This is a genomic window from Streptomyces sp. ALI-76-A (genome assembly GCF_030287445.1).
Taxonomy (GTDB): domain Bacteria; phylum Actinomycetota; class Actinomycetes; order Streptomycetales; family Streptomycetaceae; genus Streptomyces.
The window spans coordinates 4099009-4120876 of record NZ_JASVWB010000002.1; the positions used below are offsets into that span (position 1 = coordinate 4099009).

21 protein-coding genes are annotated in these 21868 nt (G+C 73.8%); 9 read left to right on the forward strand and 12 right to left on the reverse strand.

What is annotated here, in order from left to right; all coding sequences use genetic code 11:
* Nucleotides 1–144 precede the first annotated feature (144 nt).
* Complete coding sequence (gene afsR / locus QQS16_RS19125; protein ID WP_286063050.1) at nt 145–3114, forward strand: SARP-family global regulator AfsR; 2970 nt, start codon at nt 145–147, stop codon at nt 3112–3114.
* 213 nt (nt 3115–3327) lie between these two features.
* Nucleotides 3328–3516 (forward strand): hypothetical protein, encoded by a 189-nt coding sequence (locus QQS16_RS19130; RefSeq protein ID WP_286063051.1) that lies wholly within the window; start codon nt 3328–3330, stop codon nt 3514–3516.
* Between the two features lie 174 nt (nt 3517–3690).
* Here the strand turns inward: QQS16_RS19130 and QQS16_RS19135 are convergent, their stop codons facing one another.
* Complete coding sequence (locus QQS16_RS19135; protein WP_286063052.1) at nt 3691–5289, reverse strand: FadD3 family acyl-CoA ligase; 1599 nt, start codon at nt 5287–5289, stop codon at nt 3691–3693.
* A 93-nt stretch (nt 5290–5382) separates the two neighbouring features.
* Here QQS16_RS19135 and QQS16_RS19140 point away from each other — a divergent pair, with 93 nt between their 5' ends.
* From QQS16_RS19140 to QQS16_RS19150, 3 genes are read left to right on the forward strand one after another with little or no spacing between them, the layout of a single operon-like run.
* On the forward strand, nt 5383–6531 hold the full coding sequence (locus tag QQS16_RS19140) for a lipid-transfer protein (protein WP_286063053.1): 1149 nt from the start codon (nt 5383–5385) through the stop codon (nt 6529–6531).
* Nucleotides 6532–6547: 16 nt separating this feature from the next.
* Nucleotides 6548–6967, forward strand: a complete 420-nt coding sequence (locus QQS16_RS19145) for a Zn-ribbon domain-containing OB-fold protein (protein ID WP_286063054.1) — start codon at nt 6548–6550, stop codon at nt 6965–6967.
* Nucleotides 6964–7737 (forward strand): enoyl-CoA hydratase/isomerase family protein, encoded by a 774-nt coding sequence (locus tag QQS16_RS19150; protein ID WP_286063055.1) that lies wholly within the window; start codon nt 6964–6966, stop codon nt 7735–7737. Before QQS16_RS19145 ends, QQS16_RS19150 begins: the two co-directional genes overlap by 4 nt.
* A 7-nt stretch (nt 7738–7744) precedes the next feature.
* Here the strand turns inward: QQS16_RS19150 and QQS16_RS19155 are convergent, their stop codons facing one another.
* The 3 genes from QQS16_RS19155 to kbpA form a co-directional block, all read right to left on the reverse strand.
* The gene (locus QQS16_RS19155; protein ID WP_286063056.1) at nt 7745–8290 is read right to left on the reverse strand and encodes a hypothetical protein; all 546 of its coding nucleotides are present in this window, start codon (nt 8288–8290) and stop codon (nt 7745–7747) included.
* Between the two features lie 89 nt (nt 8291–8379).
* Nucleotides 8380–10749 carry a protein serine/threonine kinase AfsK gene (gene afsK, locus QQS16_RS19160; protein ID WP_286063057.1) on the reverse strand — a complete coding sequence of 790 codons (2370 nt, stop codon included), beginning with the start codon at nt 10747–10749 and terminating at the stop codon, nt 8380–8382.
* 153 nt (nt 10750–10902) lie between these two features.
* Entirely contained in the window at nt 10903–11655 is a 753-nt protein-coding gene (kbpA, locus tag QQS16_RS19165; protein WP_286063058.1) for an AfsK-binding protein KbpA, read from the reverse strand.
* 134 nt (nt 11656–11789) lie between these two features.
* Between kbpA and QQS16_RS19170 the strand changes: the two genes are divergently transcribed.
* Nucleotides 11790–12425, forward strand: coding sequence for a TetR family transcriptional regulator (locus QQS16_RS19170; RefSeq protein ID WP_286066381.1), 636 nt, complete (start codon nt 11790–11792; stop codon nt 12423–12425).
* Nucleotides 12426–12518: 93 nt separating this feature from the next.
* Here the strand turns inward: QQS16_RS19170 and QQS16_RS19175 are convergent, their stop codons facing one another.
* Nucleotides 12519–12989, reverse strand: coding sequence for a nitroreductase/quinone reductase family protein (locus tag QQS16_RS19175; RefSeq protein ID WP_286063059.1), 471 nt, complete (start codon nt 12987–12989; stop codon nt 12519–12521).
* Nucleotides 12986–14224: an acyl-CoA dehydrogenase family protein gene (locus tag QQS16_RS19180; RefSeq protein ID WP_286063060.1), complete on the reverse strand. Its 1239-nt coding sequence runs from the start codon at nt 14222–14224 to the stop codon at nt 12986–12988. Before QQS16_RS19180 ends, QQS16_RS19175 begins: the two co-directional genes overlap by 4 nt.
* Nucleotides 14225–14450: 226 nt before the next feature.
* On the opposite strand from QQS16_RS19180, the gene QQS16_RS19185 reads away from it, so the two are divergent.
* From QQS16_RS19185 to QQS16_RS19195, 3 genes are all read left to right on the forward strand, one after another.
* Nucleotides 14451–15620 (forward strand): thiolase C-terminal domain-containing protein, encoded by a 1170-nt coding sequence (locus QQS16_RS19185; protein ID WP_286063061.1) that lies wholly within the window; start codon nt 14451–14453, stop codon nt 15618–15620.
* A gap of 86 nt (nt 15621–15706) precedes the next feature.
* Nucleotides 15707–16132, forward strand: a complete 426-nt coding sequence (locus QQS16_RS19190; RefSeq protein ID WP_286063062.1) for a pyridoxamine 5'-phosphate oxidase family protein — start codon at nt 15707–15709, stop codon at nt 16130–16132.
* A 26-nt stretch (nt 16133–16158) separates the two neighbouring features.
* Entirely contained in the window at nt 16159–16824 is a 666-nt protein-coding gene (locus QQS16_RS19195; RefSeq protein ID WP_286063063.1) for a pyridoxine/pyridoxamine 5'-phosphate oxidase, read from the forward strand.
* Between the two features lie 19 nt (nt 16825–16843).
* Here QQS16_RS19195 and QQS16_RS19200 read toward each other — a convergent pair whose 3' ends face one another.
* From QQS16_RS19200 to QQS16_RS19225, 6 genes are all read right to left on the reverse strand, one after another.
* The gene (locus QQS16_RS19200) at nt 16844–17731 is read right to left on the reverse strand and encodes a GNAT family N-acetyltransferase (protein ID WP_286063064.1); all 888 of its coding nucleotides are present in this window, start codon (nt 17729–17731) and stop codon (nt 16844–16846) included.
* Nucleotides 17732–17784: 53 nt separating this feature from the next.
* A complete protein-coding gene (locus QQS16_RS19205; RefSeq protein WP_286063065.1) occupies nt 17785–18402 on the reverse strand; it encodes a GNAT family N-acetyltransferase in 618 nt (205 codons plus the stop codon).
* A 23-nt stretch (nt 18403–18425) separates the two neighbouring features.
* Nucleotides 18426–18836 carry a Zn-ribbon domain-containing OB-fold protein gene (locus QQS16_RS19210; protein WP_286063066.1) on the reverse strand — a complete coding sequence of 137 codons (411 nt, stop codon included), beginning with the start codon at nt 18834–18836 and terminating at the stop codon, nt 18426–18428.
* Complete coding sequence (locus QQS16_RS19215) at nt 18833–19282, reverse strand: DoxX family membrane protein (protein ID WP_286063067.1); 450 nt, start codon at nt 19280–19282, stop codon at nt 18833–18835. The genes QQS16_RS19210 and QQS16_RS19215 overlap by 4 nt, the downstream gene beginning before the upstream one ends.
* Before the next feature lie 375 nt (nt 19283–19657).
* Nucleotides 19658–20380 (reverse strand): response regulator, encoded by a 723-nt coding sequence (locus tag QQS16_RS19220; RefSeq protein ID WP_286063068.1) that lies wholly within the window; start codon nt 20378–20380, stop codon nt 19658–19660.
* Nucleotides 20377–21693: a sensor histidine kinase gene (locus tag QQS16_RS19225; protein WP_286066382.1), complete on the reverse strand. Its 1317-nt coding sequence runs from the start codon at nt 21691–21693 to the stop codon at nt 20377–20379. Before QQS16_RS19225 ends, QQS16_RS19220 begins: the two co-directional genes overlap by 4 nt.
* Nucleotides 21694–21868 lie beyond the last annotated feature (175 nt).

Here is a 21868-nt window from a genome sequence, read left to right on the forward strand (position 1 = left end):
ATCCGTCCGCACCGGGGCGCTGATCCTGTGAGGACCTCGTGGACTCCTGTGCGCCGCCCTGTGATCGGCGTCTCCCACGGCTGACGCATCTGCCATGAACAAGGCAAACTGGCGTCGTTGCTCACGTGTTCTAGGGGGACGGCAATGGACGGTGTACCGCAGGTGCCGGAGGTACCGCGCGTACCGGAGCAGAGGCGTCCCGGCTCCGCCCCGGAGCCGGCGCTGCGCTTCGGCGTGCTCGGCCCGGTGCGCGCCTGGCGCGGCGAGGAGCCGCTGAGCACCGGCTCGCCCCAGCAGCGCGCGCTGCTGGCCGCCCTGCTGCTGCGCGAGGGCCGCACCGCCACCGCGGCCGAGCTGATCGACGCCCTGTGGGGCGAGGAGCCGCCCTCGCAGGCCCTGGCGGCGGTCCGGACGTACGCCTCCCGGCTGCGCAAGGTGCTGGACCCCGGGGTCCTGGTGAGCGAGTCGGGCGGATACGCGGTGCGCGGCCTCGGCGAAGGCGCCCTGGACCTGACCGTCGTGCAGGACCTGGCGACCGAGGCGGAGAAGGCGAAGAACTCCGGGGACCTGTGCCACGCGCGGGACGTGCTCGGGCGGGCGCTGGCGCTGTGGGACGGGGAGGCGCTCGCGGGAGTGCCGGGCCCGTACGCGGAGGCGCAGCGGGTGCGCCTGGAGGAGTGGCGCCTCCAACTGCTGGAGACGCGCCTGGACATGGACCTGGAGCAGGGCTGCCACGCGGAGGCGATCTCCGAGCTCACGGCTCTCACGGCGGCACACCCTCTGCGGGAGCGCCTGCGCGAACTGCTGATGCTGGCGCTGTACCGCAGCGGTCGCCAGGCCGAGGCGCTGGCCGTGTACGCCGACACCCGCCGGCTCCTCGCCGACGAACTGGGCGTGGACCCGCGCCCGGGACTCAAGGAGTTGCAGCAGCGCATCCTCCAGGCGGACCCCGGCCTGGCGGAACCCTCGGCGCCGGTCGCCGAGCCCGCGGTGGCGGCCGTGCGTCCGGCCCAACTCCCTGCCACCGTTCCCGACTTCACGGGACGCTCCGCCTTCGTCGCCGAACTGAGCGAGGTGCTGGCCTCGGCCGAGGGCCGGGTGATGGCGGTGTCCGCGCTGGCCGGGATCGGGGGCGTGGGCAAGACGACGCTCGCGGTGCACGTGGCCCACCAGGCGCGGGGAGCCTTCCCGGACGGGCAGCTGTACGTCGACCTCCAGGGCGCCGGCTCCCGGGCCGCCGAACCGGAGACGGTCCTCGGGTCCTTCCTGCGTGCCCTGGGCACGGCGGACTCGGCGGTCCCCGACTCGCTGGAGGAGCGGGCGGCGCTGTACCGCTCGATGCTGGACGGCCGCCGGGTCCTGGTCCTGCTGGACAACGCGCGGGACGCGGCCCAGGTACGCCCCCTGCTGCCGGGCACGGAGGGCTGCGCGGCGCTGGTCACCTCACGGGTGCGGATGGTGGACCTGGCCGGGGCCCATCTGGTCGACCTGGACGTCATGTCGCCCGACGAGGCGCTGGCCCTGTTCACGAAGATCGTGGGCGAGGAGCGGGTGGCGTCGGAACGGGAGGCGGCCCTGGACGTGGTGGCGGCGTGCGGCTTCCTGCCGCTGGCCATCCGCATCGCCGCCTCCCGACTGGCCGCCCGGCGCACCTGGACGGTCTCGGTGCTCGCGGCGAAGCTGGCGGACGAGCGGCGCCGGCTGGACGAACTCCAGGCCGGTGACCTGGCGGTGAAGGCGACCTTCGAACTCGGCTACGGCCAGCTGGAGCCGCCCCAGGCCCGGGCGTTCCGGCTGCTCGGCCTCGCGGACGGGCCGGACATCTCCCTGGCGGCGGCCGCGGCGGTGCTGGACCTCCCGGTGGAGGAGACCGAGGACCTGCTGGAGTCCCTGGTGGACACCTCGCTCCTGGAATCCGCGGCTCCCGGCCGCTACCGGTACCACGACCTGGTCCGGCTCTACGCGCGTGCGTGCGCGGAACGCGACGAGGATCCGCCCGGCGAACGGGCGGCGGCACTCGCGCGGCTGCTGGACTTCTACCTGGCGACGGCGGCGGGGGTGTACGCGATCGAGCGGCCCGGGGACCGGCTGGTCGACCACCTGGCGCCGACGCGGTACCCGGGGCTGCGGTTCCCGGACCGCCGGGCCGCACGGGACTGGCTGTACACCGAGGCGCACTGCCTGCTGGCGTTCGCCCGGCAGTGCACCAGCAGGCCCCACGCCCTCCGGCAGGCCATCGACCTGCTGTGGGCCGCCCTGGACATCTCCGAGTCGGGCGCCAACTCCCGGGAGTACGAGGCCACCGCGAGGGCACTGCTGGAGGCCGCGCGGCAGGTCGACGTACCGCAGGTCCAGGCGCGCGCCCTGATGACCCTGACCCACGCGCACGTCGACGGCGGCCGGTTCGACATGGCCGACCAGGAAGCGGAGCAGGTCATACGCCTGGCCGGGGAGGCCGACGACCTTCTGCCGGTCTGCTGGGCGCGTAACGCCCGCGGCATCATCGCGCTGTACCAGAACCGCAACGCGGACGGTGAGGAGCACCTCTCGCAGGCCATCGGGCATTTCCGGACGCTGGGCGACCGCCCCGGCGAGGCCAGCGCACTCTGCAACCTCTCCCGCATCCGCCTGGCGACCGGGCTGACCCAGAGCGCCGTGGCCCTGGCCCGGCAGGGCATCGAGATCTACGACGCCATGGGGAACTCGATGCGGGGTGCGAACGGCCGCTACGCCCTGGGAATGGCGCTCACGCAGAGCGGGGAGCTCGACCAGGCGACCGGCAGGCTGCTGGAGGCGCTGGAGGTGTTCCGGGAGAGCCGCCAGCGCCTGTGGGAAGGCATGACCCTCTTCCGTCTCGCCGAGGTGGACATCGCCGCGCAGCGCTACGCCGGCGCGGCCACCAACTCCGAGCTGGCGCTCACCGTGTTGCGCGGCATCGGGGGCGAATGGCGGCGCGGCAACGTCCTCACCGTTCTGGGCCACGCCCTCACCGGCATCGGCCAGACGGATCGCGCCCAGGCCTGCTGGCGGGAGGCTCTGCGCATCTACGAGGACCTGGACGCCTCCGAAGCCGTCGCGGTGCGGCAGCTGCTGACCTCCGTGCGGGCGGCCTGAACCGCCGGTCGGGCCGTTCATCATTCGTTTATCGGCGGGCTCCATTCTCTCCTTAGTCGATCCGTCGCGTCGGGGGGCAGGCGGGTCACTGCAGTGGGTCTCGCACTGAGGAACTAGGGTGAGCGGCCCACGAAGGCTCGTCCGGGCACCACGGGGGAGTGACCGGACGGGCCCTTGCCGATCCACAGACGAACAACCAACGGGAGTCAGGACATGAGCGACGAGCCGGTCATCAAGCCGCAGGACATGCACGCCACCGGGACGACGGGAACCGAGGCCGCGGCCGACGACACCACAACCGCCGCCGGTGACCTGACCACCCAGGACATGCACGCCACGTCGGAGCCCATCACGACGAAGGACATGCACGCCACGTCGGAGCCCATCAAGCCGACGAAGTAGGGCTTCTCGCACGGGGGTCGGCCGCGGCGGCGCGGAGGGGGAGCCGTCGCGGCCGAGGCGTGTCCGGGGCCGGTCCGGAGGTGCGGGGCCGGTCCGGGGAGCGCCGGGGCCGGTCCGGGGAGCGCCGGGGCCGGCCCGGGAGTGTGGGGGCCGGCCCGGGAGGGACGCGTCGCCCTACCGCTCCCGCAGCTCCCCCTTGACCACCTTCCCGCTCGCGTTGCGGGGCAGTTCGCGTACGAACTCCACCGATCTCGGCACCTTGTAGTTCGCCATCTCGCGGCGGGACCAGGCGATCAGGTCGTCCGCCGTGAGGAGTGCGCCGGGGCGCCGGACCACGTACGCCCTGCCCACCTCGCCCAGCCGGCCGTCCGGGACGCCGACCACCGCGACGTCGGCCACGTCCGGGTGCAGGCCGAGGAGTTGCTCTATCTCCGCCGGGTACGCGTTGAAGCCGCCGACGATGAACATGTCCTTGATCCGGTCGGTGATACGGAGGTTGCCGGCCGGATCCAGGACGCCCACGTCGCCCGTGTGCAGCCAGCCGTCCGGTCCCAGTACCTCCGCGGTGGCCGCCTCGTCCTCGTAGTAGCCGCGCATGACGTTGAAGCCGCGGACCAGGACCTCGCCGGGGGTGCCGGCCGGCACCGGCCGGCCGGCGGCGTCCACCACGCGCACCTCCGTGCCCGGGATCGCGCGGCCGGACGTCGACGCGATCACCGAGGGGTCGTCGCCGCGGCGGCACATCGTCACGATGCCGCTCGCCTCCGAGAGGCCGTAGGCCGTGAGGACCGTGTCCACGCCCAGTTCGCCCCGCAGGCGTTCCACCAGCCGCAGCGGGACCACCGCCGCCCCCGTCACCACCAGCCGCAGTGCCGACAGGTCGTGCGCGTCCCGGGCCGGGTGGTCCAGCAGGGACTGGTGCAGGGTCGGCGGGCCCGGCAGCACCGACACGCGCTCCGCCGCGATGTTCGCCAGCGCCGTGTCCACGTTGAACACCGGCTGCGGGATCATCGTCGCGCCCCGCATCAGGCAGGCGAGCACCCCCGCCTTGTAGCCGAAGGTATGGAAGAAGGGGTTCACGATCAGGTACCGGTCGCCCCGGGCCAGCCCCGCCAGGCCGGTCCAGATCCCGTACGCCCGCAGGGTCTGCGCGTGGGTGATCACCGCACCCTTGGGGCGGCCCGTCGTACCGGACGTGAAGACGATGTCCGAGGGCGAATCCGGCCGGACCGCCGACGCCCTCGCCCGTACCTCCGCCGCCCCGACCCCGTCCCCGCCCGCCAGGAACTCCTTCCAGGTGCGGAAGTCCGCCGGGGCGTCGTCGGACAGGACGACCACCTCGCGCAGGGCCGGCAGTCCCGGCAGCGGGCCCGGCCCCGGCCCCTCCCCGGCCGCCCGGCGCAGCGACGCCACGTACGACGTGCCGAGGAACGTGCCCGTCACGAAGAGCAGTCGCGCCCCGCTCCTGCCCAGCACGTCCGCCGCCTCCGCCCCCTTGAAGCGGGTGTTCAGCGGCACCAGCACCGCGCCCGCCGACACCGCGCCGAGGGCCGAGACGATCCAGTCGAGGGAGTTCGGGGCCCACAGGGCGACCCGGTCGCCCGCCCGCACCCCGTGCGCCACGCACGCCGCCGCCGCGCGCTCCACCCGGGCGCCCAGGTCGCCGTACGAGACGCGGGTCCGGCCGTCCACCACCGCCTCGGTGTCCGCGTACCGTTCGGCCGCCGACCGGACCAGGGCCGGGATGCTGTCCCACTCGACGTCTGCGCCCACGACCGGCCTCCCGCCACTTGCTGACTACCCGTCAGATTAGCTGTAATCTGACGGACTGTCAGCTGCCGCGCTCGCCCGGGAGGTACGCCCCGCATGGCCGGACTCAAGGACGCCACCGCGATCGTCGGCATCGGCCAGACCGCCTTCGCCAGACGGCTGGAGGAGGACGAGAGGACCCTCGCCTGCCGGGCCGTCCTCGCCGCCCTCGACGACGCCGGGATCGCCCCCGGCGAGGTCGACGCCGTCGCCTCCTACACCATGGAGGAGACCGACGAGGTGGAGCTGGCGAAGGCGGTCGGCTTCGGCGACCTCACCTACTTCGGCCGCGTCCCCTACGGCGGCGGCGGTTCCTGCGCCACCGTCGCGCACCTCGCCGCCGCCCTCGCCACCGGACAGGCGACGGTCGGGGTCGCCTGGCGGTCACGCAAGCGGGGGTCCGGGCCCCGCCCGTGGACCAACACCACCGTGCAGCTCCCCACGCCCGCCCAGTGGACCCGGCCGTTCGGGCTCCTGCGGCCCGTGGACGAGATCGCCATGCTCGCCCGCCGCTACCTGCACCAGACCGGCGCCACCCGGGACCACCTCTTCAACGTCGCCCTCGCCTGCCGCAACCGGGCCAACCAGAACCCCGCCGCGATCATGTACGACCGTCCCCTCACCCGCGAGATGTACATGACCGCCCGCTGGATCAGCGAGCCGCTGTGCCTCTTCGACAACTGCCTCGAGACGGACGGGGCGCTGGCCTGCGTGCTCGTCAGCAGGGAGCGTGCCCGTGACTGCCGGCACGCCCCCGTGTACGTCCACTCCGCCGCCCAGGGGCTGCCCGCCCAGCACCACGGCATGGTCAACTACTGGAACGACGACCCGCTCACCGGTCCCGCCTGGACCGCCGCCCGACACCTGTGGAAACACGCCGACTTCACCCCGCAGGACGTCGACGTCGCCCAGATCTACGACGCGTTCACCCCCCTCGTGCCGCTCTCGCTGGAGGGCTACGGCTTCTGCGGGCGGGGGGAGGGCGGGGCGTTCACCGAGGGCGGCGCCCTGGAGACCGGCGGGCGACTGCCGCTCAACACCGGGGGCGGTGGTCTCAGCGAGGCGTACGTCCACGGCTTCAACCTGATCAACGAGGGCGTCAAGCAGCTGCGGGGGACGAGCACCGCGCAGGTGCCGGGAGCCTCGACCTGTCTGGTCACCGCCGGGGAAGGCGTCCCCACCTCCGCCCTGCTGCTGCGGACCTGAGGAGTTGACCCGAACCATGCTGACCCCCGTCACCGACGCCGACGGCGCCCCCTTCTGGCACTACGCCGCCCAGGGCGAGCTGCGCGTCCAGGGCTGCGCCGACTGCGGCGAGCTCCGCTTCCCGCCCCGCCCCTGCTGCCCGTACTGCCAGTCCTTCGCGAGCGAGTGGCGTCCGGTGTCGGGGCTGGGCCGGGTCTGGTCCTACGTCGTCCCGCATCCGCCGCTCCTGCCCGAGTACGCGGAGCAGGCGCCGTACAACGTCGTGCTCGTGGAGCTCGCCGACGCCCCGCGCATCCGGCTGGTGGGGAACCTGGTCGCCGGGGCCGGCGCCCGTCTCGACTCCGTCGATCCGCGGAGCCTGCGCATCGGCGCCCGGGTACGGGTCGTCTTCGACCGCGCGACCGGGCTGCCCCAGTGGACCCTGGACCGCCCGTGAACGTCCGGATCGAACCCGACGAGGACAGCGGTGTCACCGTCGTCACCCTCGACCGGCCCGAGCGGCTCAACGCCATCGACCTCGCCACGGCCGCGGAACTCCGGCAGGTCTGGCACGAGTTGCGGTTCGACGACTCCGTGCGGGCCGTCGTCCTCACCGGGGCCGGGAAGCGGGCGTTCTGTACCGGGATCGACCGGGACGCCGTGGTGCCGCAGCCGAACTCGCCCTACATGCAGGACGATCCGCTGCTCACCGTCGGGCCGAAGGCCAACGACCTGTGGAAGCCGGTCGTCGCGGCCGTGGAGGGGATGGCGTGCGGAGGCGCCTTCTATCTGCTCGGCGAGGCCGAGTTCGTCGTCGCGGGCACGACCGCCACCTTCTTCGATCCGCACACCACGTACGGCATGGTCAGCGCGTACGAGTCGGTGCTGATGGCGCAGCGGATGCCCTACGGGGAGGTCGCCCGGATGGCGCTGATGGGCACGGCGGAGCGGATCTCCGCGCGGCGGGCCCACGACCTCGGGCTCGTCTCCGAGCTCACCGAGCCGGGCGGGGCGTTGGCGGCGGCGACCGCCTGCGCGGCCGTCGTCGCCGGGCATCCGGCCGAGGCCACCCAGGGGACCGTCCGCGCGCTGTGGGCGGCGAAGGAGGCGGCGCGTACGCAGGGGTTCGCGCAGGCGCCGCATCTGATCTCGCTGGGGAACCTGCCCGCCGAGCGGCAGACGGAGCTGTTCGCCGGGCGGCGTGGCGGGAGGTTCCGGGTGCGTTGAGCGTCCGTCACTCCACCGGCGCGTACGGGTCGGGGGCGCACCGGTCGATCCGGGCCTCCAGACCCGGCCGGCTCACGGGCACCCGCACCTTCGCCGCGTCGTTCCCGGCGACGAACTCGTCCACGCTGCGCACGTCCACCTGCCCGGAACCGGCGTCGAGGAACCTGACGGTGACGGTGAAGTAGTAGCCGTGGGAGTTCGGGTTGGTGACCTCGACCGTGGCGTAGTCGTCGGCCTCCGTCACGCAGCTCACCAGCTCGACCCGGGCGTCCCGCACGGAGGCGGAGGTGCTCCCGGAGGAACCGCCGGAAGAACTGCCGGTGTCGTCGTGGTCGTCATCGTCGTGGTCGCGGTAGGTACCGCCGCCACCCGACATCGTGGAGGACGAACTGTCGTGGTCCTGGCTGGAACTGCTGCATCCCCCGCCGCCTCCGCCGTCACCGTCGCCGCCGCGGCCGCTGCCGTGACCGCGCCCCGAAGAGAATCCGGTGAGCGACAGCACCACCAGTGCCGCCACCGCCGTGAACTTGAGCCCGCGTCCCCGTAGGTGCATGCCGTCACTCTACGCAACCACTGTCACGGCCATGTCACCGCCTGGTGGGGGTCGTGTGCGAGGCGTAGCGGCCGGGGGACACGGCCGCGTCAGGTGGTCCTCGCCGTCCCCGTCCCCTTCTCCGCGTCCAGCGCGTACACGCACCGGTCCTTGCTGCACGCGTACACCACCCCGTCCTTCACGACCGGGGAGCCGGTGATCTCGCCGCCGGTCGCGAGTTTCCAGCGCAGGCGGCCGTCGTCGGCCTTGAGGGTGTACAGCAGGTGGTCGGTGGAGCCGAAGTGGATGCGGCCCTCGGCGACCGCGGGGGCGCCCACGATGTCGCCGCCCGCCTGGAAGCGCCACTTCGGGGTGCCGGTGACGGCGTCCAGGGTGTAGAGCCCCTTGCCGCTGCCCACGTGCACGTGCCCGGCGGCCACCAGCACCGAGTCGACGGACGACCGGGCCTCGGTGGCGATGCGCCAGCGGTCGCGGCCGTCGGTGGCGTCGAGGGCGTAGACCGTGCCGAGGTAGTCGGCGAGGTAGATGCCGCCGCCGGTCACCGCCGGGCCCGGCACGAAGGTCGGCGGGCACAGGAAGACCGCCGGTGCCTCGAAGTGCCAGCGGACGTGACCGCCGGCCGCGTCCAGCGCCAGCACGCGGGTCCCCGCGGACACGTACACGTAGCCGTCCTGGCCCGGCGTCATCCGTACCGGCACCTGGCCGCAGGAGGCCGCGTCGCCGATCGGGTACGACCAGCGCTCGTCGCCCGTGCGGGCGTCCAGGGCGCGCAGCCGGGCGTCCTGCCAGACGTACACCGTGCCCTCGTGCAGGGCCGGGCCCGCCTCCAGGGACTCGAAGTCCGTCTGGCAGCCGGTGATCTCCCACAGCTTCTGGCCGTTGGAGGCCTCCCAGGCCTGGACCCCGCCGCCGCGGGTGCCGGTGATCACGGTGCCCCGTTCGGCCTTCAGGGAGTACACCCACGCTTCGGTGGACAGCCGCCACAGGTCGCCGCCCTCACGGGCGTCGAGGGCGAACAGGGTGGGTCCGTCGGAGGCGTGGACACGGCCGTCCGCGACCGCCATCGACCAGGCCACGTCCCGCGTCTTGAAGCGGCGGCGCCCGGTGGCCACGTCCAGGGCGTGCACCTCGAAGGAGGTGACGTAGACCAGGTCACCGGCCACCGACGGGGTGCCCCAGACATCGTTCGACATGCGGAAACGCCAGGGCCGCCAGCCGCTCGCCGTCTCCGGGGGCGGCGCGGGGACCGCGGGTACGGCGGGGCCCACGGCGGGTTCCGTGCCGTTGACGCCGGGGCGGGGCCTGGACCAGGAGGCGACCAGGCCGGCCTCCGGCGGGGGCGCCTTCACGGCGGCGGCGCGGGCGTCGGCGACGCGCGGTCCGGGCCCGATCGGCACCTGGGCGCCCGCGAGGCGTACCGGGCCGGTGTCGGGGGCGCCGACGGAGACGGGCGGTGCGGACAGCGGGGACGGCACCGGGCCGGGACCGGGCGCCGGGACGACGGGGTCGTGGGACGGCGGGGGCGGCAGGGCCCGGCCGCTGTGCGCCGGTTTCGGCGCCGGACGGCCGCCGCGGCGCGTCTCGATCATCGCCACCGCCCGTTCGGGCAGCCACGCCGACGCCGTACCGCTGTCGTCGGAGCCGGAGCCGAAGAGGTGGGGGGCCAGCTGGGCCTGGAGGTCGGCCGGGTTGGGGCGGGCGGTCGCCTCCATCTGCATGCAGGACTCGATGAGCGGGCGCAGCTCGTCCGGGAGGCCTTCGAGGTCCGGGCCCTCGCGCAGCAGCATGAAGACCGTCTCGACCGGGTTGGCGCCGTGGAAGGGCGGGTGTCCGGTGGCGGCGAAGACCAGCATGGAACCGAGCGAGAACACGTCGCTCGCGCCGGTGACGCTGCGGGAGTCCTTCGCCTGCTCGGGGGACATGTAGGCGGGGGTGCCGACGGCGACGTTCGTCATCGTCAAACGGGTGTTCGAGACGCCGGACGCGATACCGAAGTCGATCACCCGGGGGCCGTCCTCGACCACGAGGACGTTGGACGGCTTCAGGTCCCGGTGCACCAGCCCGGCACCATGGATCGACTGCAACGCCTCCGCGACCCCGGCCGCCAGCCAGCGCACCGCCTGGGCCGGCAGCGGCCCGCACTCGTTCACTATTTCCTCGAGCGAGGGCGCGGGGACGTACGCGGTGGCCAGCCACGGCACCGCCGCGCGGGGATCGGCGTCGACCACGGCCGCCGTGTAGAAGCCGGAGACCGCGCGGGCGGCCTCCACCTCCCGGGTGAAGCGGACGCGGAAGAGCTGGTCCTCGGCGAGCTCCGTGCGGACCGTCTTGATCGCCACGCGCCGGCCGGACGCCGAGCGCGCGAGATAGACCAGCCCCATGCCGCCGGCGCCCAGCCGTCCCAGCACCTCGAACGGCCCGATCCGCCGCGGATCGTGCTGCGTCAGCTGATCCACCACTTGCCTGCCACCTCCCCGTACGAGCCGCGCCACCCACATATGTACGCGACCCCGTGCAGCGTCTCACCACCGCACCGCCGTGGCGGCACGCACCCCGATTCTTCCTGGCCGGGGCGCCGCTGGCGAACCAGAGGACAAATGGGGTGTCTCACATCAATACGCGATGGCCTGGCGCTCCAGGAGCGCGAACGACGCCCCTTGATCGTCCGTGACGACGGCCACCTTTCCGTACGACGTCGTGAAGGGCGCCGCCTGGACCCGTCCGCCGAGCCGGCGCACCGTGCCGAGCGCCTCCTCGCAGTCCGCCACCGCGAAGTGGACGAGGAAGTGCGGCGGCATCTCGACCGGGAAGACGTCGGAGACCAGCGCGCGGCCGAAGTCGGGGCGCGCCTCCGACCCGAAGAGAGCGTCGTGGAAGAGCCCGCCGTAGAAGGTGTTGGCGGTCTCGGTGTCCCGCGCGTACAGCTCCGCCCACGCGAACGTGCCCGGCTCGTGCCGGCTGCCGAAGCCGGTGTGGGTGCCCGGCTGCCAGAGCCCGAAGACGGCGCCCTCGGAGTCGGTGACCAGCGCGGCCACCCCCAGCTCGCCGACCGGCAGGGGCGCGGTGACGACCTGGCCGCCGGCCGCCCAGACCCGGTCGGCCAGTCCCTCGGCGTCCGGGGTGGCGAAGTACACCGTCCAGACGGTCGGCAGGCGGCCGTCCGTCTTGCGGGCGAGCGCGGCGACGGGCTGGTCCGCGCGGTGCGCCCATACGCCGCCGCCGTACGCGTCCCGGAAGGTCCACCCGAAGAGCTCGCCGTAGAACCGCTTGCCCGCCTCGACGTCCGGAAGCTGCGCGTCCACCCAGCAGGGGACGCCCTCCGGGTAGACGTCCTCTTCCAACCCCGATGCCCTGTTTTCGGCCATGCCGCCAACGTAACGGCGTCCTGCGCACCGCGCAGACCAGGCACACCAGCCTCCACGCCCCCGCGCACCCCATTTGCAGTCGGCCGAATAGCGCTCCGATCACCCCTCGGTAAGCTGACGTCATGACAGGACAAGTGCGTACCGTCGACGGCCGCGTGGCCGGCCGGCGTGGGCAGGCGACCCGGCAGAAGCTGCTCGACTGCCTCAGCGAGATGCTCAGCTCCTCCCCCTACCGGGACGTCAAAGTCATCGATGTCGCCCGGAAGGCGGGGACTTCGCCCGCCACCTTCTACCAGTACTTCCCGGACGTCGAAGGCGCCGTCCTGGAGATCGCCGAGCAAATGGCCGCGGAGGGCGCCGGGTTGACCGAGCTGCTCGCCGGCCGTTCCTGGGTCGGCAAGGCGGGCTGGCAGACCGCGCAGGAGCTCGTCGACGGGTTCCTGGAGTTCTGGCGCCGCAACGACGCGATCCTCAGGGTCGTCGATCTCGGGGCCGCCGAGGGCGACAAGCGATTCTACAAGCTCCGTATGAAGATCCTGAACTCGGTGAACAACTCCCTGTCCGACGCGGTCGCCGAACTCCAGGACAAGGGCCGGGTCGACAAGGACGTCAACCCGGCGGCCGTGGCCGGCTCGATCGTCGCGATGCTCGCCGCGGTCGCCTCCCACCAGAAGGGCTTCCAGACCTGGGGAGTGAAACCGGCCGAACTCAGGCCGAACCTCGCACTGTTGGTGCACCTCGGCGTGACCGGGAAGAAGCCGACCAGATAGCCCCGGGTTCGAAGTCCTGTCAGGCAGGCGGTGGTTCACCCGTGTGAACCACCGCCTGCTGCTGTTCCGGCCCGGCGGTCCCCCCTGGAGCACTCACCGCCGCACGATCCGGAACAGCCGTATCTCCCGCTCCACCCGCGCCTGGTACGTGGCGTACGGCGGCCAGAACTTCAGCACCGCCTGCCACGCGGCCGCCCGCTCCTCCCCCGCCAGCAGCCGGGCCGTGACGGGGATGTCCCGCCCCTTCCAGCTGACCGTGGCGTCCGGACGGGCGAGCAGGTTCGCGGTCCAGGCGGGATGCCCGGGCCGCCCGAAGTTGGAGCCGACCAGGATCCAGCTCCTTCCGCCCTCCTCCGGCATGCAGGCCAGCGGGGTACGCCGGACCAGCCCGGTGCGCGCGCCCGTCGAGGTGAGGATCACGCCCGGCAGCAGTTGCGCGCTGAGCAGCACCTTGCCCCGGGTGAGCCGGTGCACGGCCCGGTCCAGGGCGGGGATCACATACGGGGCGACCTTGGCGAAGCCCGGGGCCGATGACACCTTCTGGATCACTCGTACGCCGATCACACCCTCGCCTCCCGGTCCGTGAAGAGCTGGGCCGCCCGGGCCGCGTGCGCCCGCAGCCGGTGCGCCGGCCCGAACAGCAGCTCGTCGCCCGAAGCCCGCTTGAAGTACAGGTGAGCCTCGTGCTCCCAGGTGAAACCCGTGCCGCCGTGCAGCTGGATCCCCTCGGCGGCGGCACAGCGGGCCGCCTCCAGTGCCTGGGCGAGGGCGAGGGCGCCGACCCGCCCTCCCGTCTCCGGCCACCGCCCCTCCCGCGAGGCGCCGCGCACCGCGCCTCCCGGCACCCGCGGCGCGGCCCACGCCGCGTAGTACGCCGCCGAGCGGGCCGCCTGCACCTGGACGTACACGTCGGCGAGCCGGTGCTGCACCGCCTGGAAGGACCCGATCGGCCGCCCGAACTGCTCGCGCCGCCGCACGTGCCCGACGGTCCGGCCGAGCACCTCGTCGGCGGCCCCGACGGCCTCGCAGGCGAGGAGTGAGGCGACGGTGTCCCCGGCCCCGGCCAGGGCGCCCAGCACGTCCGCGCCGTCCTCGCCCAGCAACGCCGCCGCCACGTCCCGCAGCTGGAGCCGCGCCTGCGGCCGGGTCTGGTCCAGCGCGGTCTGCCGTACGCGGACGAGTCCCTCGGCGTCCCCGGACACGAGGAAGAGCAGGGTCCGCGACCGGGCGAACCCCCCGGCGTGCGCGGCGACCACCAGCAGTTTCGCGCTGTGCCCGTCGAGCACCTGGTCGACCTGTCCGTACAGCCGCCAGCCCTCCCCCGCCCGCCGGGCCTGCACCCCGCCCGCACGGCCGCCACCGGCCCACTCGCCGGCGTTGTCACCGGTCAGCGCGAGGGCGGTGGTGAGGCAGGGACCGGACACGGCGAGCGCGGCGGTGAGCGCGCCGGAGGCGATCCGCGGGAGCAGCTCCGCCCGCTGGGCCCGCGTCCCCAGGGCGAGCAGGAGGGGGGCGACGAGACCGGCGGTGGCAAGCAGCGGGGAGGGGGCCAGGAAGCGGCCCGTCTCCTCGCAGGCGAGGGCCAGCTCGGTCACCGAGCAGCCGACGCCGCCGTACTCCTCGGGGAGCGCGAGCCCGGGCAGACCGAGCTGTCCGGCGAGGGCGGTCCACAGGGCGGGGTCGTGTCCGGCGGGGGTGCCGGCGGCGGCCCGCACCTCGGCGGGACCGCAGCGCTCGCGCAGCAGGTCGCGCAGGGTGCGGCGGATCCCGTCCTGCTCGGCGGTGAGGTCGGTGTCCATGGGGCCCCTCTCCTTCGCCGCCGGCGGTCCGCCGGAAGGCCCGCCGGACTCCTGCTCCGCCCTGCTCCTGCGCCTGCCCGCGCCGCCGGTGTCGCGCTCGCTGCGCGCTTCCCCGGCGTCGCTACCCGCTGGATCTGACGGTCCGTCATATTAGGGCAGGCGAGGCGGGGATGCCCAGAGGTACGACATCTCTTCGGCCGTCGCTATCTGATGTACCGTCAGATCCATGACGCGCTCCCGGAAAGTGGCGATCGTCGGCGTCTCCCTCTCCGACTGCGGCCGCCTGGACGACGCCACCCCCTATGCCCTGCACGCCCAGGCCGCCCGCCGCGCCCTCGCCGACGCGGGGCTGGACCGGGCGGTGGTCGACGGCTTCGCCTCGGCGGGCACCGGCACCCTCGCGCCCGTGGAGGTCGCCGAGTACCTGGGCCTGCGCCCCACCTGGGTCGACTCCACCTCCGTCGGCGGCTCGACGTGGGAGGTGATGGCGGCGCACGCGGCGGACGCGATCGGCGCGGGCCACGCGAACGCGGTGCTGCTGGCGTACGGCTCGACCGCCCGCGCCGACATCAGGGCGGGGCGGCGGACCGGGGACCTCTCCTTCGGGGCACGCGGCCCGCTCCAGTTCGAGGTGCCGTACGGGCACACGCTGATCGCCAAGTACGCCATGGCGGCCCGTCGCCACATGACCGAACACGGCACCACCGTGGAGCAGTTGGCGCAGGTGGCGGTGCAGGCCCGGGCGAACGCCGCGCTGAACCCCGAGGCCATGTTCCGCGATCCGGTCACGGTGGACGACGTCCTGTCCGGCCCGATGATCGCGGACCCCTTCACCAAGCTGCACTGCTGTCTGCGCTCCGACGGCGGCGCGGCCGTCCTGCTGGCCGCCGAGGAGTACGTACGCGACTGCCGTACCGCGCCGGTGTGGATCCTCGGCACCGGGGAGCACGTCTCGCACGCCTCCCTGTCCGAGTGGACCGACTTCACGGTGTCCCCGGCGGCGGTGAGCGGGCGGCTCGCCTTCCGGCGGGCCGGGGTGCGCCCGGCGGAGATCGACTTCGCGGAGATCTACGACGCGTTCACGTACATGACGCTGGTGACCCTGGAGGACCTCGGCTTCTGCGCGAAGGGCGAGGGCGGGGCCTTCGTGGAGAAGGGACGGCTCGAGGTGGCCGGCGGGCAGCTGCCGGTGAACACCGACGGGGGCGGACTGTCGGCCCAGCACCCGGGCATGCGCGGCCTGTTCCTGCTGGTGGAGGCGGTACGACAGTTGCGGGGTGAGGCCGGAGCCCGCCAAGTGCGGTGTCGTGACGGGGAGTTGCCCCGGCTGGGAGTGGCGTCCGGGACCGGCGGATGGTTCTGCTCGGCGGGGACCGTGGTGCTGGGGCGGGACTGAGAATCGGTCCGTCCCGGCGGAACACGTCTGCCACGGCCGGTGTTGTGGTGGTCGACGAACGCCCGAGCCGCCCGGAGGAGACCTGCATGGCCCTGACCCGTGAAGAGCGCGAGCAGTTCCTGGCCGAGCCGCACATCGCCGCCCTGGCGGTGGACGCGGGAGCGGGGCGCGCCCCGCTCACCGTGCCGATCTGGTACCAGTACGAGCCCGACGGCACCGTGTGGATCATGACGGCGCGCGACTCCCGCAAGAACCAGCTGATCAGTGAGGCCGGCCGGTTCACGCTGATGGTCGACCGCGTCGAGCCGACCCTCCGGTACGTGTCCGTCGAGGGCCCGGTCCTCGACACCACGCCCGCCACCGTCGAGCAGCTGCGGGAGATCTCCGCCCGCTACCTCCCCGCCGACAAGGTGGACGGCTACGTCGACGTCGCCTGGAAGGAGTACGGCGAGCAGGTGGTCGTCCGGATGCGGCCCGAGCGCTGGGTGTCGTCCGACCTCGGCACGGTCTGAGGCCCGCGGCACGTGACAATCGGGGCATGGGAACCGATCTTCATCAGCTGCTGAGGTCACTGCGGGTGTGGGACCCGGAGGTCACCGCGCTGCCCTCCTTCGACCCGGACACCGCCCCCGGCACTCCCCTGCCCCTCTTCACCGCCTGGTTCGCCGAGGCCGTCGCGGCGGGGCAGACCGAGCCGCACACCATGTCCCTCGCGACGGCGGACGAGGAGGGCCTGCCGGACGTACGGATCGTGATGCTGCACGGTGCCGACGCGGACGGCTGGTCCTTCGCGACCCACGCCACCAGCCGGAAGGGCGGCCAGCTCGCGGCCCGCCCGTATGCCGCCCTCGCCTTCTACTGGCCGGTCCTGGGCCGCCAGGTGCGGATCCGGGGCCCGGTCACCGCGGCGCCCTCCCTGGAGGGGCAGGCGGATCTGCACGCCCGCTCCACGGGCGCGCTGGCGGCCGCCCTCACCGGCCGGCAGAGCGATCTCCTGGGGTCCCTCGACGAGCTGGCGCACGCCTCGCGGACCGCCTGGGAGCGGGCGCGGCGCGAACCGGGCGCCCCGGTGTCCTCCTGGACGCTGTACCGGCTCCGGCCGGAGGAGGTCGAGTTCTTCCAGGGGGACGAGCGGCGGCGGCACGTCCGGCTGGCGTACCGGCACGGGGAGGGCGGCTGGACCCGGCGGCTGCTGTGGCCGTGAGCCGCGCCCGCCGGGAACGCTACCGCCCGGCGTCGCGCACCGGGATGTCGCGCGCCTCGAAGTCGTACACCGCGAAGTCGGCGACCGGCCGGTACCCGATCCGCCGGTACAGCCTGTTGCTGGTCGGGTTCGCCAGGTCGGTGAAGAGCAGCACCTCGTCCGCGCCCGCGTCCCGGGCCGCCCGGCTGACCTCGGCGGTGACGGCACCGGCGTAGCCCCGGCCGCGCAGCGGGGCCGGGGTGTAGACGGGGGCGACCCGGACCTGCCCGGCGGCCCGCACGGTCACCCCGGCCATGGCCACGGGCGTGCCGTCCGGGGTCTCCCAGAAGGTGACACCGCCCCGGGCGATCTTCGCGTCGGCCCAGGAGCGCGCGCCGGCGGCGGGTTCTCCGACGGCCTCGGCGAACTCCTCGTACCAGGTGAGGAGTCGGGGCCGGTCGGCCTCGGTGACGATCCGGGCCCGCCCCTCGGGGGCCGGTCCGGGAACGGCCAACGTGCCGAGCCGGTAGAGCCGTTGGCGCTGGCGCAGGACGGGCGTGGCGCCGGTGCGGGCCTGCCAGGCGGCGGCGAAGGCGGCCGCGGTGTCCCGGTCCGCGCCCACGCCGGGCAGCGGCTCGCCGGCGTCGGCGAGGTGCGCGGCGAGGGAGACGGCCTCCTCCCCGGTCAGGGCGGTGAGGTTCAGCCGGTGCGGCGGGGTGCGGAAGTAGGCCGCCCGCACGGTGCCGTCCCGCTCCAGCGCGCCGTAGACGGGCGGCTCGTCGCCGTACGCCCGCGGTCCGCGGGTGCGCAGGTTCTCGGTCACCGTCAGTGCGACGGTGTGCGCGGCGGGCCGGGAGCGCAGGAAGTCACCGGCGTGGCGCAGAAAGCGGTCGAGGTCGTCGGTGCGGTGCCAGGGGTCGGGGCGCATCCCTCATGGTCGGGTACGGGGGCGGGGCGCCGCCCCTGATTTTTCCGGGCCGGTCACGGGGCCGGTTCCGGGTCCGTGGCCAGGCGTGCGTGCAGGTGCATGTCCCGGAACGCGTCGTGCCGGCCCGCTTCGAACATGGCGCCGCGCAGGGTCCCCTCGTACCGGAATCCGCACCGCTCGGCGATGTGGCAGGAGGTGGCGTGGCCGACGGCGTGGTCGAGTTCCAGGCGGTGCAGGCCCAGTCCGGTGTGGGCCCAGTGGGCGGCGAGGGCCAGGGCGCGGGTGGCGACCCGGCGGCCGCGCGCCTCGGGGAGCACCCAGTAGCCGACGCGGGCGACGCGCAGGTCGGGGTGGATGGCGTTGACGCCGATGTGCCCGAGCGCCGTCCCGGTGCCGGCGTCCGTCACGCAGTACGAGGCCGAGGTGCCGTCCGCCGCCTGGGCGGCCCTGGACAGCAGCGACTCGCGTGCGGCGGCGGCGTCGGTGACCGGCCGGATCGGGGTGTTCCAGCGCCGGAACTCCGGGTCGCCGAAGCCGCGCAGCCAGGTGGTGACGTCGGTGTCGGAGTCCGCGTTCCAGGGACGCAGGCGCAGTCCGTGCCCGCTCAGTTCGGGGAAGGGGGACGGAGAGGCGGAGGGGGATCGGCGGTGGTGATCGTCGACGTGGGCCATCCGTTCATTGAAGCCGCTCCGTCTCACCGGCGCGGACGGAACACCGGCACCACCGGTGTCCCGTCCCGGAAGACGACCTCCAGCTCCAGGCCGGCCCGCAGGTCGTCGTGGGCGCACTCCACGAGCTCCGTCATCATCCGGGGACCCTCGGCCAGGTCGACGGCGGCGGCCACGTACGGGGTGCGTGCGTCGAAGGGCGGCAGATCGTTGCGGTGCACGACGGACCAGGTGTAGAGCGTGGCCCGGCCGCTCGCGGGTGCCCAGACGACGTCCTCGCTCCAGCAGTGCGGGCAGAACTCGCGCGGGTAGTGGTGGGCCCGTCCGCACGCCCCGCAGCGCCGCACCAGCAGCCGGCCCTCGGCGGCGGCGTCCCAGTAGGGGCGGGTGAGGGCGTCCGGCTCGGGGAGGTCGTACCGGCGGCCGGCGGCGCTCACCGGAACAGCCCGAGGGCGCTGTCCACCGACCACTCCTGCCACGACATCCCGAACAGGGCCACCACGGAGATGAGGGCCATCATCGAGTTCTGCCCCTGCTCGGCCCAGTCGTGGATCATGAGCGTGAAGTAGAGGACGTTGAGCAGCAGGCCGCCGACGAGGGCGACCGGGGTCAGGAAGCCGAGGATCAGCCCGAGTCCGAGGGCGAGTTCGGCGTAGGCGACGACGTACGCCATGGTCCTCGGGCGCGGGGTGACGACCACGCCGAAGCCGCTGCGGACCGCCGTCCACCGGTGCTTGGCGGCGATGTCCGCGGCCCAGGTGATCCCGCCGCCCTGGAACCAGGTGCTCTTGTCCTTGTGCCGCCAGCTCTCCAGCCACCACAGCCCGAGTCCTATGCGCAGCACCGCCAGCCACTGGGCGCCGGTGAGCCAGATCGCGTCCATGGATCTGACGGTACGTCAGATCTCGGGGCTCGGGAACCCCGTGCGTCCCGCCCCGGATCCTTTGCGCCTCCTCCGGATCTGCGCGTCCTCCATGGATCCGGGAGGTGCACCGGAATCCGAGGAGGGCCGGCGCGACCGCCGGTGTCGCCGCCATGGGCGGCATCGCCCTGGGCGCGCGGGCGGCGCGCGGGCCGGGCGGCTCCGCCTCGTCCTGCGCGCTGGTCCCCGACCCGGACGGCCACACCGAGCCGACGACCCACCGTGACCGATTCCGCCGGGGACGAGCACAGTCGGTCGGGCCCGGCGCCGTACCGTTCCGCTGTGCGACGTCCCGAGGCGCTGGTGCCGGCGACCGGTCCCCGTCCCGCCTTCCGTCTACGTCCGCTCGGCGGACTCCTGGGCGGCCTCGCCCGCGCCGGCGCTGACCAGCCCCGTCTCGTAGGCGACGATGACGGCCTGCACACGGTCACGGAGTCCGAGCTTGGCGAGGATGCGGGCGACGTGCGTCTTGACGGTCGTCTCGGCCAGGTGGAGGCGGGCGGCGAGTTCGGCGTTGCTCAGCCCCCGGGCCAGCAGGCCGAGGACCTCCAGCTCGCGTGGGGTGAGCGAGGCGAGGTCGCGGTGGAGGGCGGAGGTGTCGTCGCCGCGCTGCGTGCTGTACCGATGCCCGGCTCCGGCGAAACGCTGCACGAGGCGGCGGGTGATGGCGGGCGCGAGGAGAGCGTCGCCGGTACGGACCGTGCGGACGGCCGCGGTCAGGAGCTCGGGGGTGACGTCCTTGAGGAGGAAGCCGCTGGCCCCGGCGGACAGCGCCGCGTAGACGTACCGGTCCAGGTCGAACGTGGTCAGGATGATGACGCGGGGGGTGCCGGAGGTGCCGGCGAGGATGCGGCGGGTGGCCTCCAGACCGTCCATCTCGGGCATCCGGACGTCCATCAGGACGACGTCGGGACGCGTGCGGCGGACCCCTTCGACCGCTTCGGTCCCGTTGGCCGCCTCACAGACGACGTCGATGCCGTCGGCACCGAGGATCAGCCGGAATCCGGTGCGGACCAGGGTCTGGTCGTCGGCGAGGAGCACCCGCAGCGGCTCGGTCACGGCGTCTCCAAGGGGATCAGGGCCTCCACACGGTAGCCGCCGGTCAGGCGCCGGCCGGTGTTCAGGGTTCCGTCGTGGACGGCGAGGCGCTCGCGCAGGCCGATCAGGCCCCGGCCGTTCCCGGTGGCCGCGCCCGCGCCCGGGTGTCCACCGGTGTCGGTGACTTCCACCCGGAGCCGTTCCGGACCGTACTCGACGGTCACGGCGGCGGTGGCGCCGGACGCGTGCTTCACGGTGTTGGTCAGGGCTTCCTGGACCACGCGGTAGGCGGCGAGTTCCAGGCCGGGCGACAGGGGACGGGGCGGGCCGGTCACGGTCAGGTCGACGGGCAGTCCGGTGTCCCGCACCCGTCCGACCAGCGTCTCCAGCTGGTCCAGGCCGGGTTGCGGGGCCGGCACCGCCGCCGGATCGGCCAGGTCCGCGCCTCCGTCCGCTCCCTCGCCCTCGCCCTCGTCGGTCATGGTGAGCAGTCCCATGACGTGGCGCAGCTCGGTCATGGCCGCCCGTCCGCCGGCCTCGACGGCGAGCAGCGCCTCGCCGGCCTGCTCGGGGGAGTTCTTCATGATCTTGCGGGCGGCGCCCGCCTGGATGATCATCACGCTGACGTTGTGCGTGACGACGTCGTGCAGTTCGCGGGCGATCCTGGCCCGCTCGTGGGCGACGGCCCGGCGCAGCGCCTCGGCCTGTTCGCGTTCCAGCGCGGAGAGCCGGGTGCGGCCCTCGTCGGTCCGGAGCTTCCAGGTGCGCAGGCCGACGGCGGCCACGGCCATCGGGACAAGGATCAGCAGAGCGATGTACTCGTTGGGCACGATCGGCGTCACCGAGTTGCCCGAGGTGCCGACCAGGACGACCGACACCGGCAGCGCCGCAAGGGTCGCCACCCGGTACGGGCTGTACACGGCGGCGCTGTAGACGGCGATGACGAAGGCGTAGAAGGTCAGCCGCAGGACGCTCTGCGGTGTCGCCAGGGTCGCGGCCGTCACGACGCACAGCACGGCGAGCGGGTAGCGGCGGCGCAGCGCCAGGGCACCGGAGGCGACGACCGCGAGGGTCACCATGAGGGCCAGGCCCCCGGGACCGGACGGACGCGGCACGGCGCGCTCCACCCCGGGGGCGATCTCACGCACCACGACGTTGTCGACGTTGTCGATGCCGTAGTACACGGTGGTGATCCCGAGTGCCAGCGCCACCAGCGCGTCGAACTGCCAGGCGCGCCGGGTGGGCCGCAGCGGCGGACCGCTCGCGAGCCCGGCGTCGCGGACCGTCCGGCGGGCGGCTTCCCGCAGTCGCGCCGGTGTCGTCGGTACGTCCATCACCGGTTCATTGTCGCCGTCGAGCGGGGCCCTCCGAGTCCGTCCCGGTGGTCATTCCCACCGCACCGGGTACATCCCCCGCCTACATCGCAGGGATGACGTTTCCGGGGCCCGGTCCCCGGGCGGTACCGCAAGGGGTCCGGGCGGGTGACGCGGGCGGGCGGGGCCCGCTCCT

Excerpts from the sequence above, each read along its gene's own strand:
- afsR (WP_286063050.1), top strand. The coding sequence starts at position 145 with ATGGACGGTGTACCGCAGGTGCCGGAGGTACCGCGCGTACCGGAGCAG.
- QQS16_RS19130 (WP_286063051.1), top strand. The coding sequence starts at position 3,328 with ATGAGCGACGAGCCGGTCATCAAGCCGCAGGACATGCACGCCACCGGG.
- QQS16_RS19140 (WP_286063053.1), top strand. The coding sequence starts at position 5,383 with ATGGCCGGACTCAAGGACGCCACCGCGATCGTCGGCATCGGCCAGACC.
- QQS16_RS19145 (WP_286063054.1), top strand. The coding sequence starts at position 6,548 with ATGCTGACCCCCGTCACCGACGCCGACGGCGCCCCCTTCTGGCACTAC.
- QQS16_RS19155 (WP_286063056.1), bottom strand. The coding sequence starts at position 8,290 with ATGCACCTACGGGGACGCGGGCTCAAGTTCACGGCGGTGGCGGCACTG.
- kbpA (WP_286063058.1), bottom strand. The coding sequence starts at position 11,655 with ATGGCCGAAAACAGGGCATCGGGGTTGGAAGAGGACGTCTACCCGGAG.
- QQS16_RS19180 (WP_286063060.1), bottom strand. The coding sequence starts at position 14,224 with ATGGACACCGACCTCACCGCCGAGCAGGACGGGATCCGCCGCACCCTG.
- QQS16_RS19185 (WP_286063061.1), top strand. The coding sequence starts at position 14,451 with ATGACGCGCTCCCGGAAAGTGGCGATCGTCGGCGTCTCCCTCTCCGAC.
- QQS16_RS19190 (WP_286063062.1), top strand. The coding sequence starts at position 15,707 with ATGGCCCTGACCCGTGAAGAGCGCGAGCAGTTCCTGGCCGAGCCGCAC.
- QQS16_RS19195 (WP_286063063.1), top strand. The coding sequence starts at position 16,159 with ATGGGAACCGATCTTCATCAGCTGCTGAGGTCACTGCGGGTGTGGGAC.
- QQS16_RS19200 (WP_286063064.1), bottom strand. The coding sequence starts at position 17,731 with ATGCGCCCCGACCCCTGGCACCGCACCGACGACCTCGACCGCTTTCTG.
- QQS16_RS19205 (WP_286063065.1), bottom strand. The coding sequence starts at position 18,402 with ATGGCCCACGTCGACGATCACCACCGCCGATCCCCCTCCGCCTCTCCG.
- QQS16_RS19215 (WP_286063067.1), bottom strand. The coding sequence starts at position 19,282 with ATGGACGCGATCTGGCTCACCGGCGCCCAGTGGCTGGCGGTGCTGCGC.
- QQS16_RS19225 (WP_286066382.1), bottom strand. The coding sequence starts at position 21,693 with ATGGACGTACCGACGACACCGGCGCGACTGCGGGAAGCCGCCCGCCGG.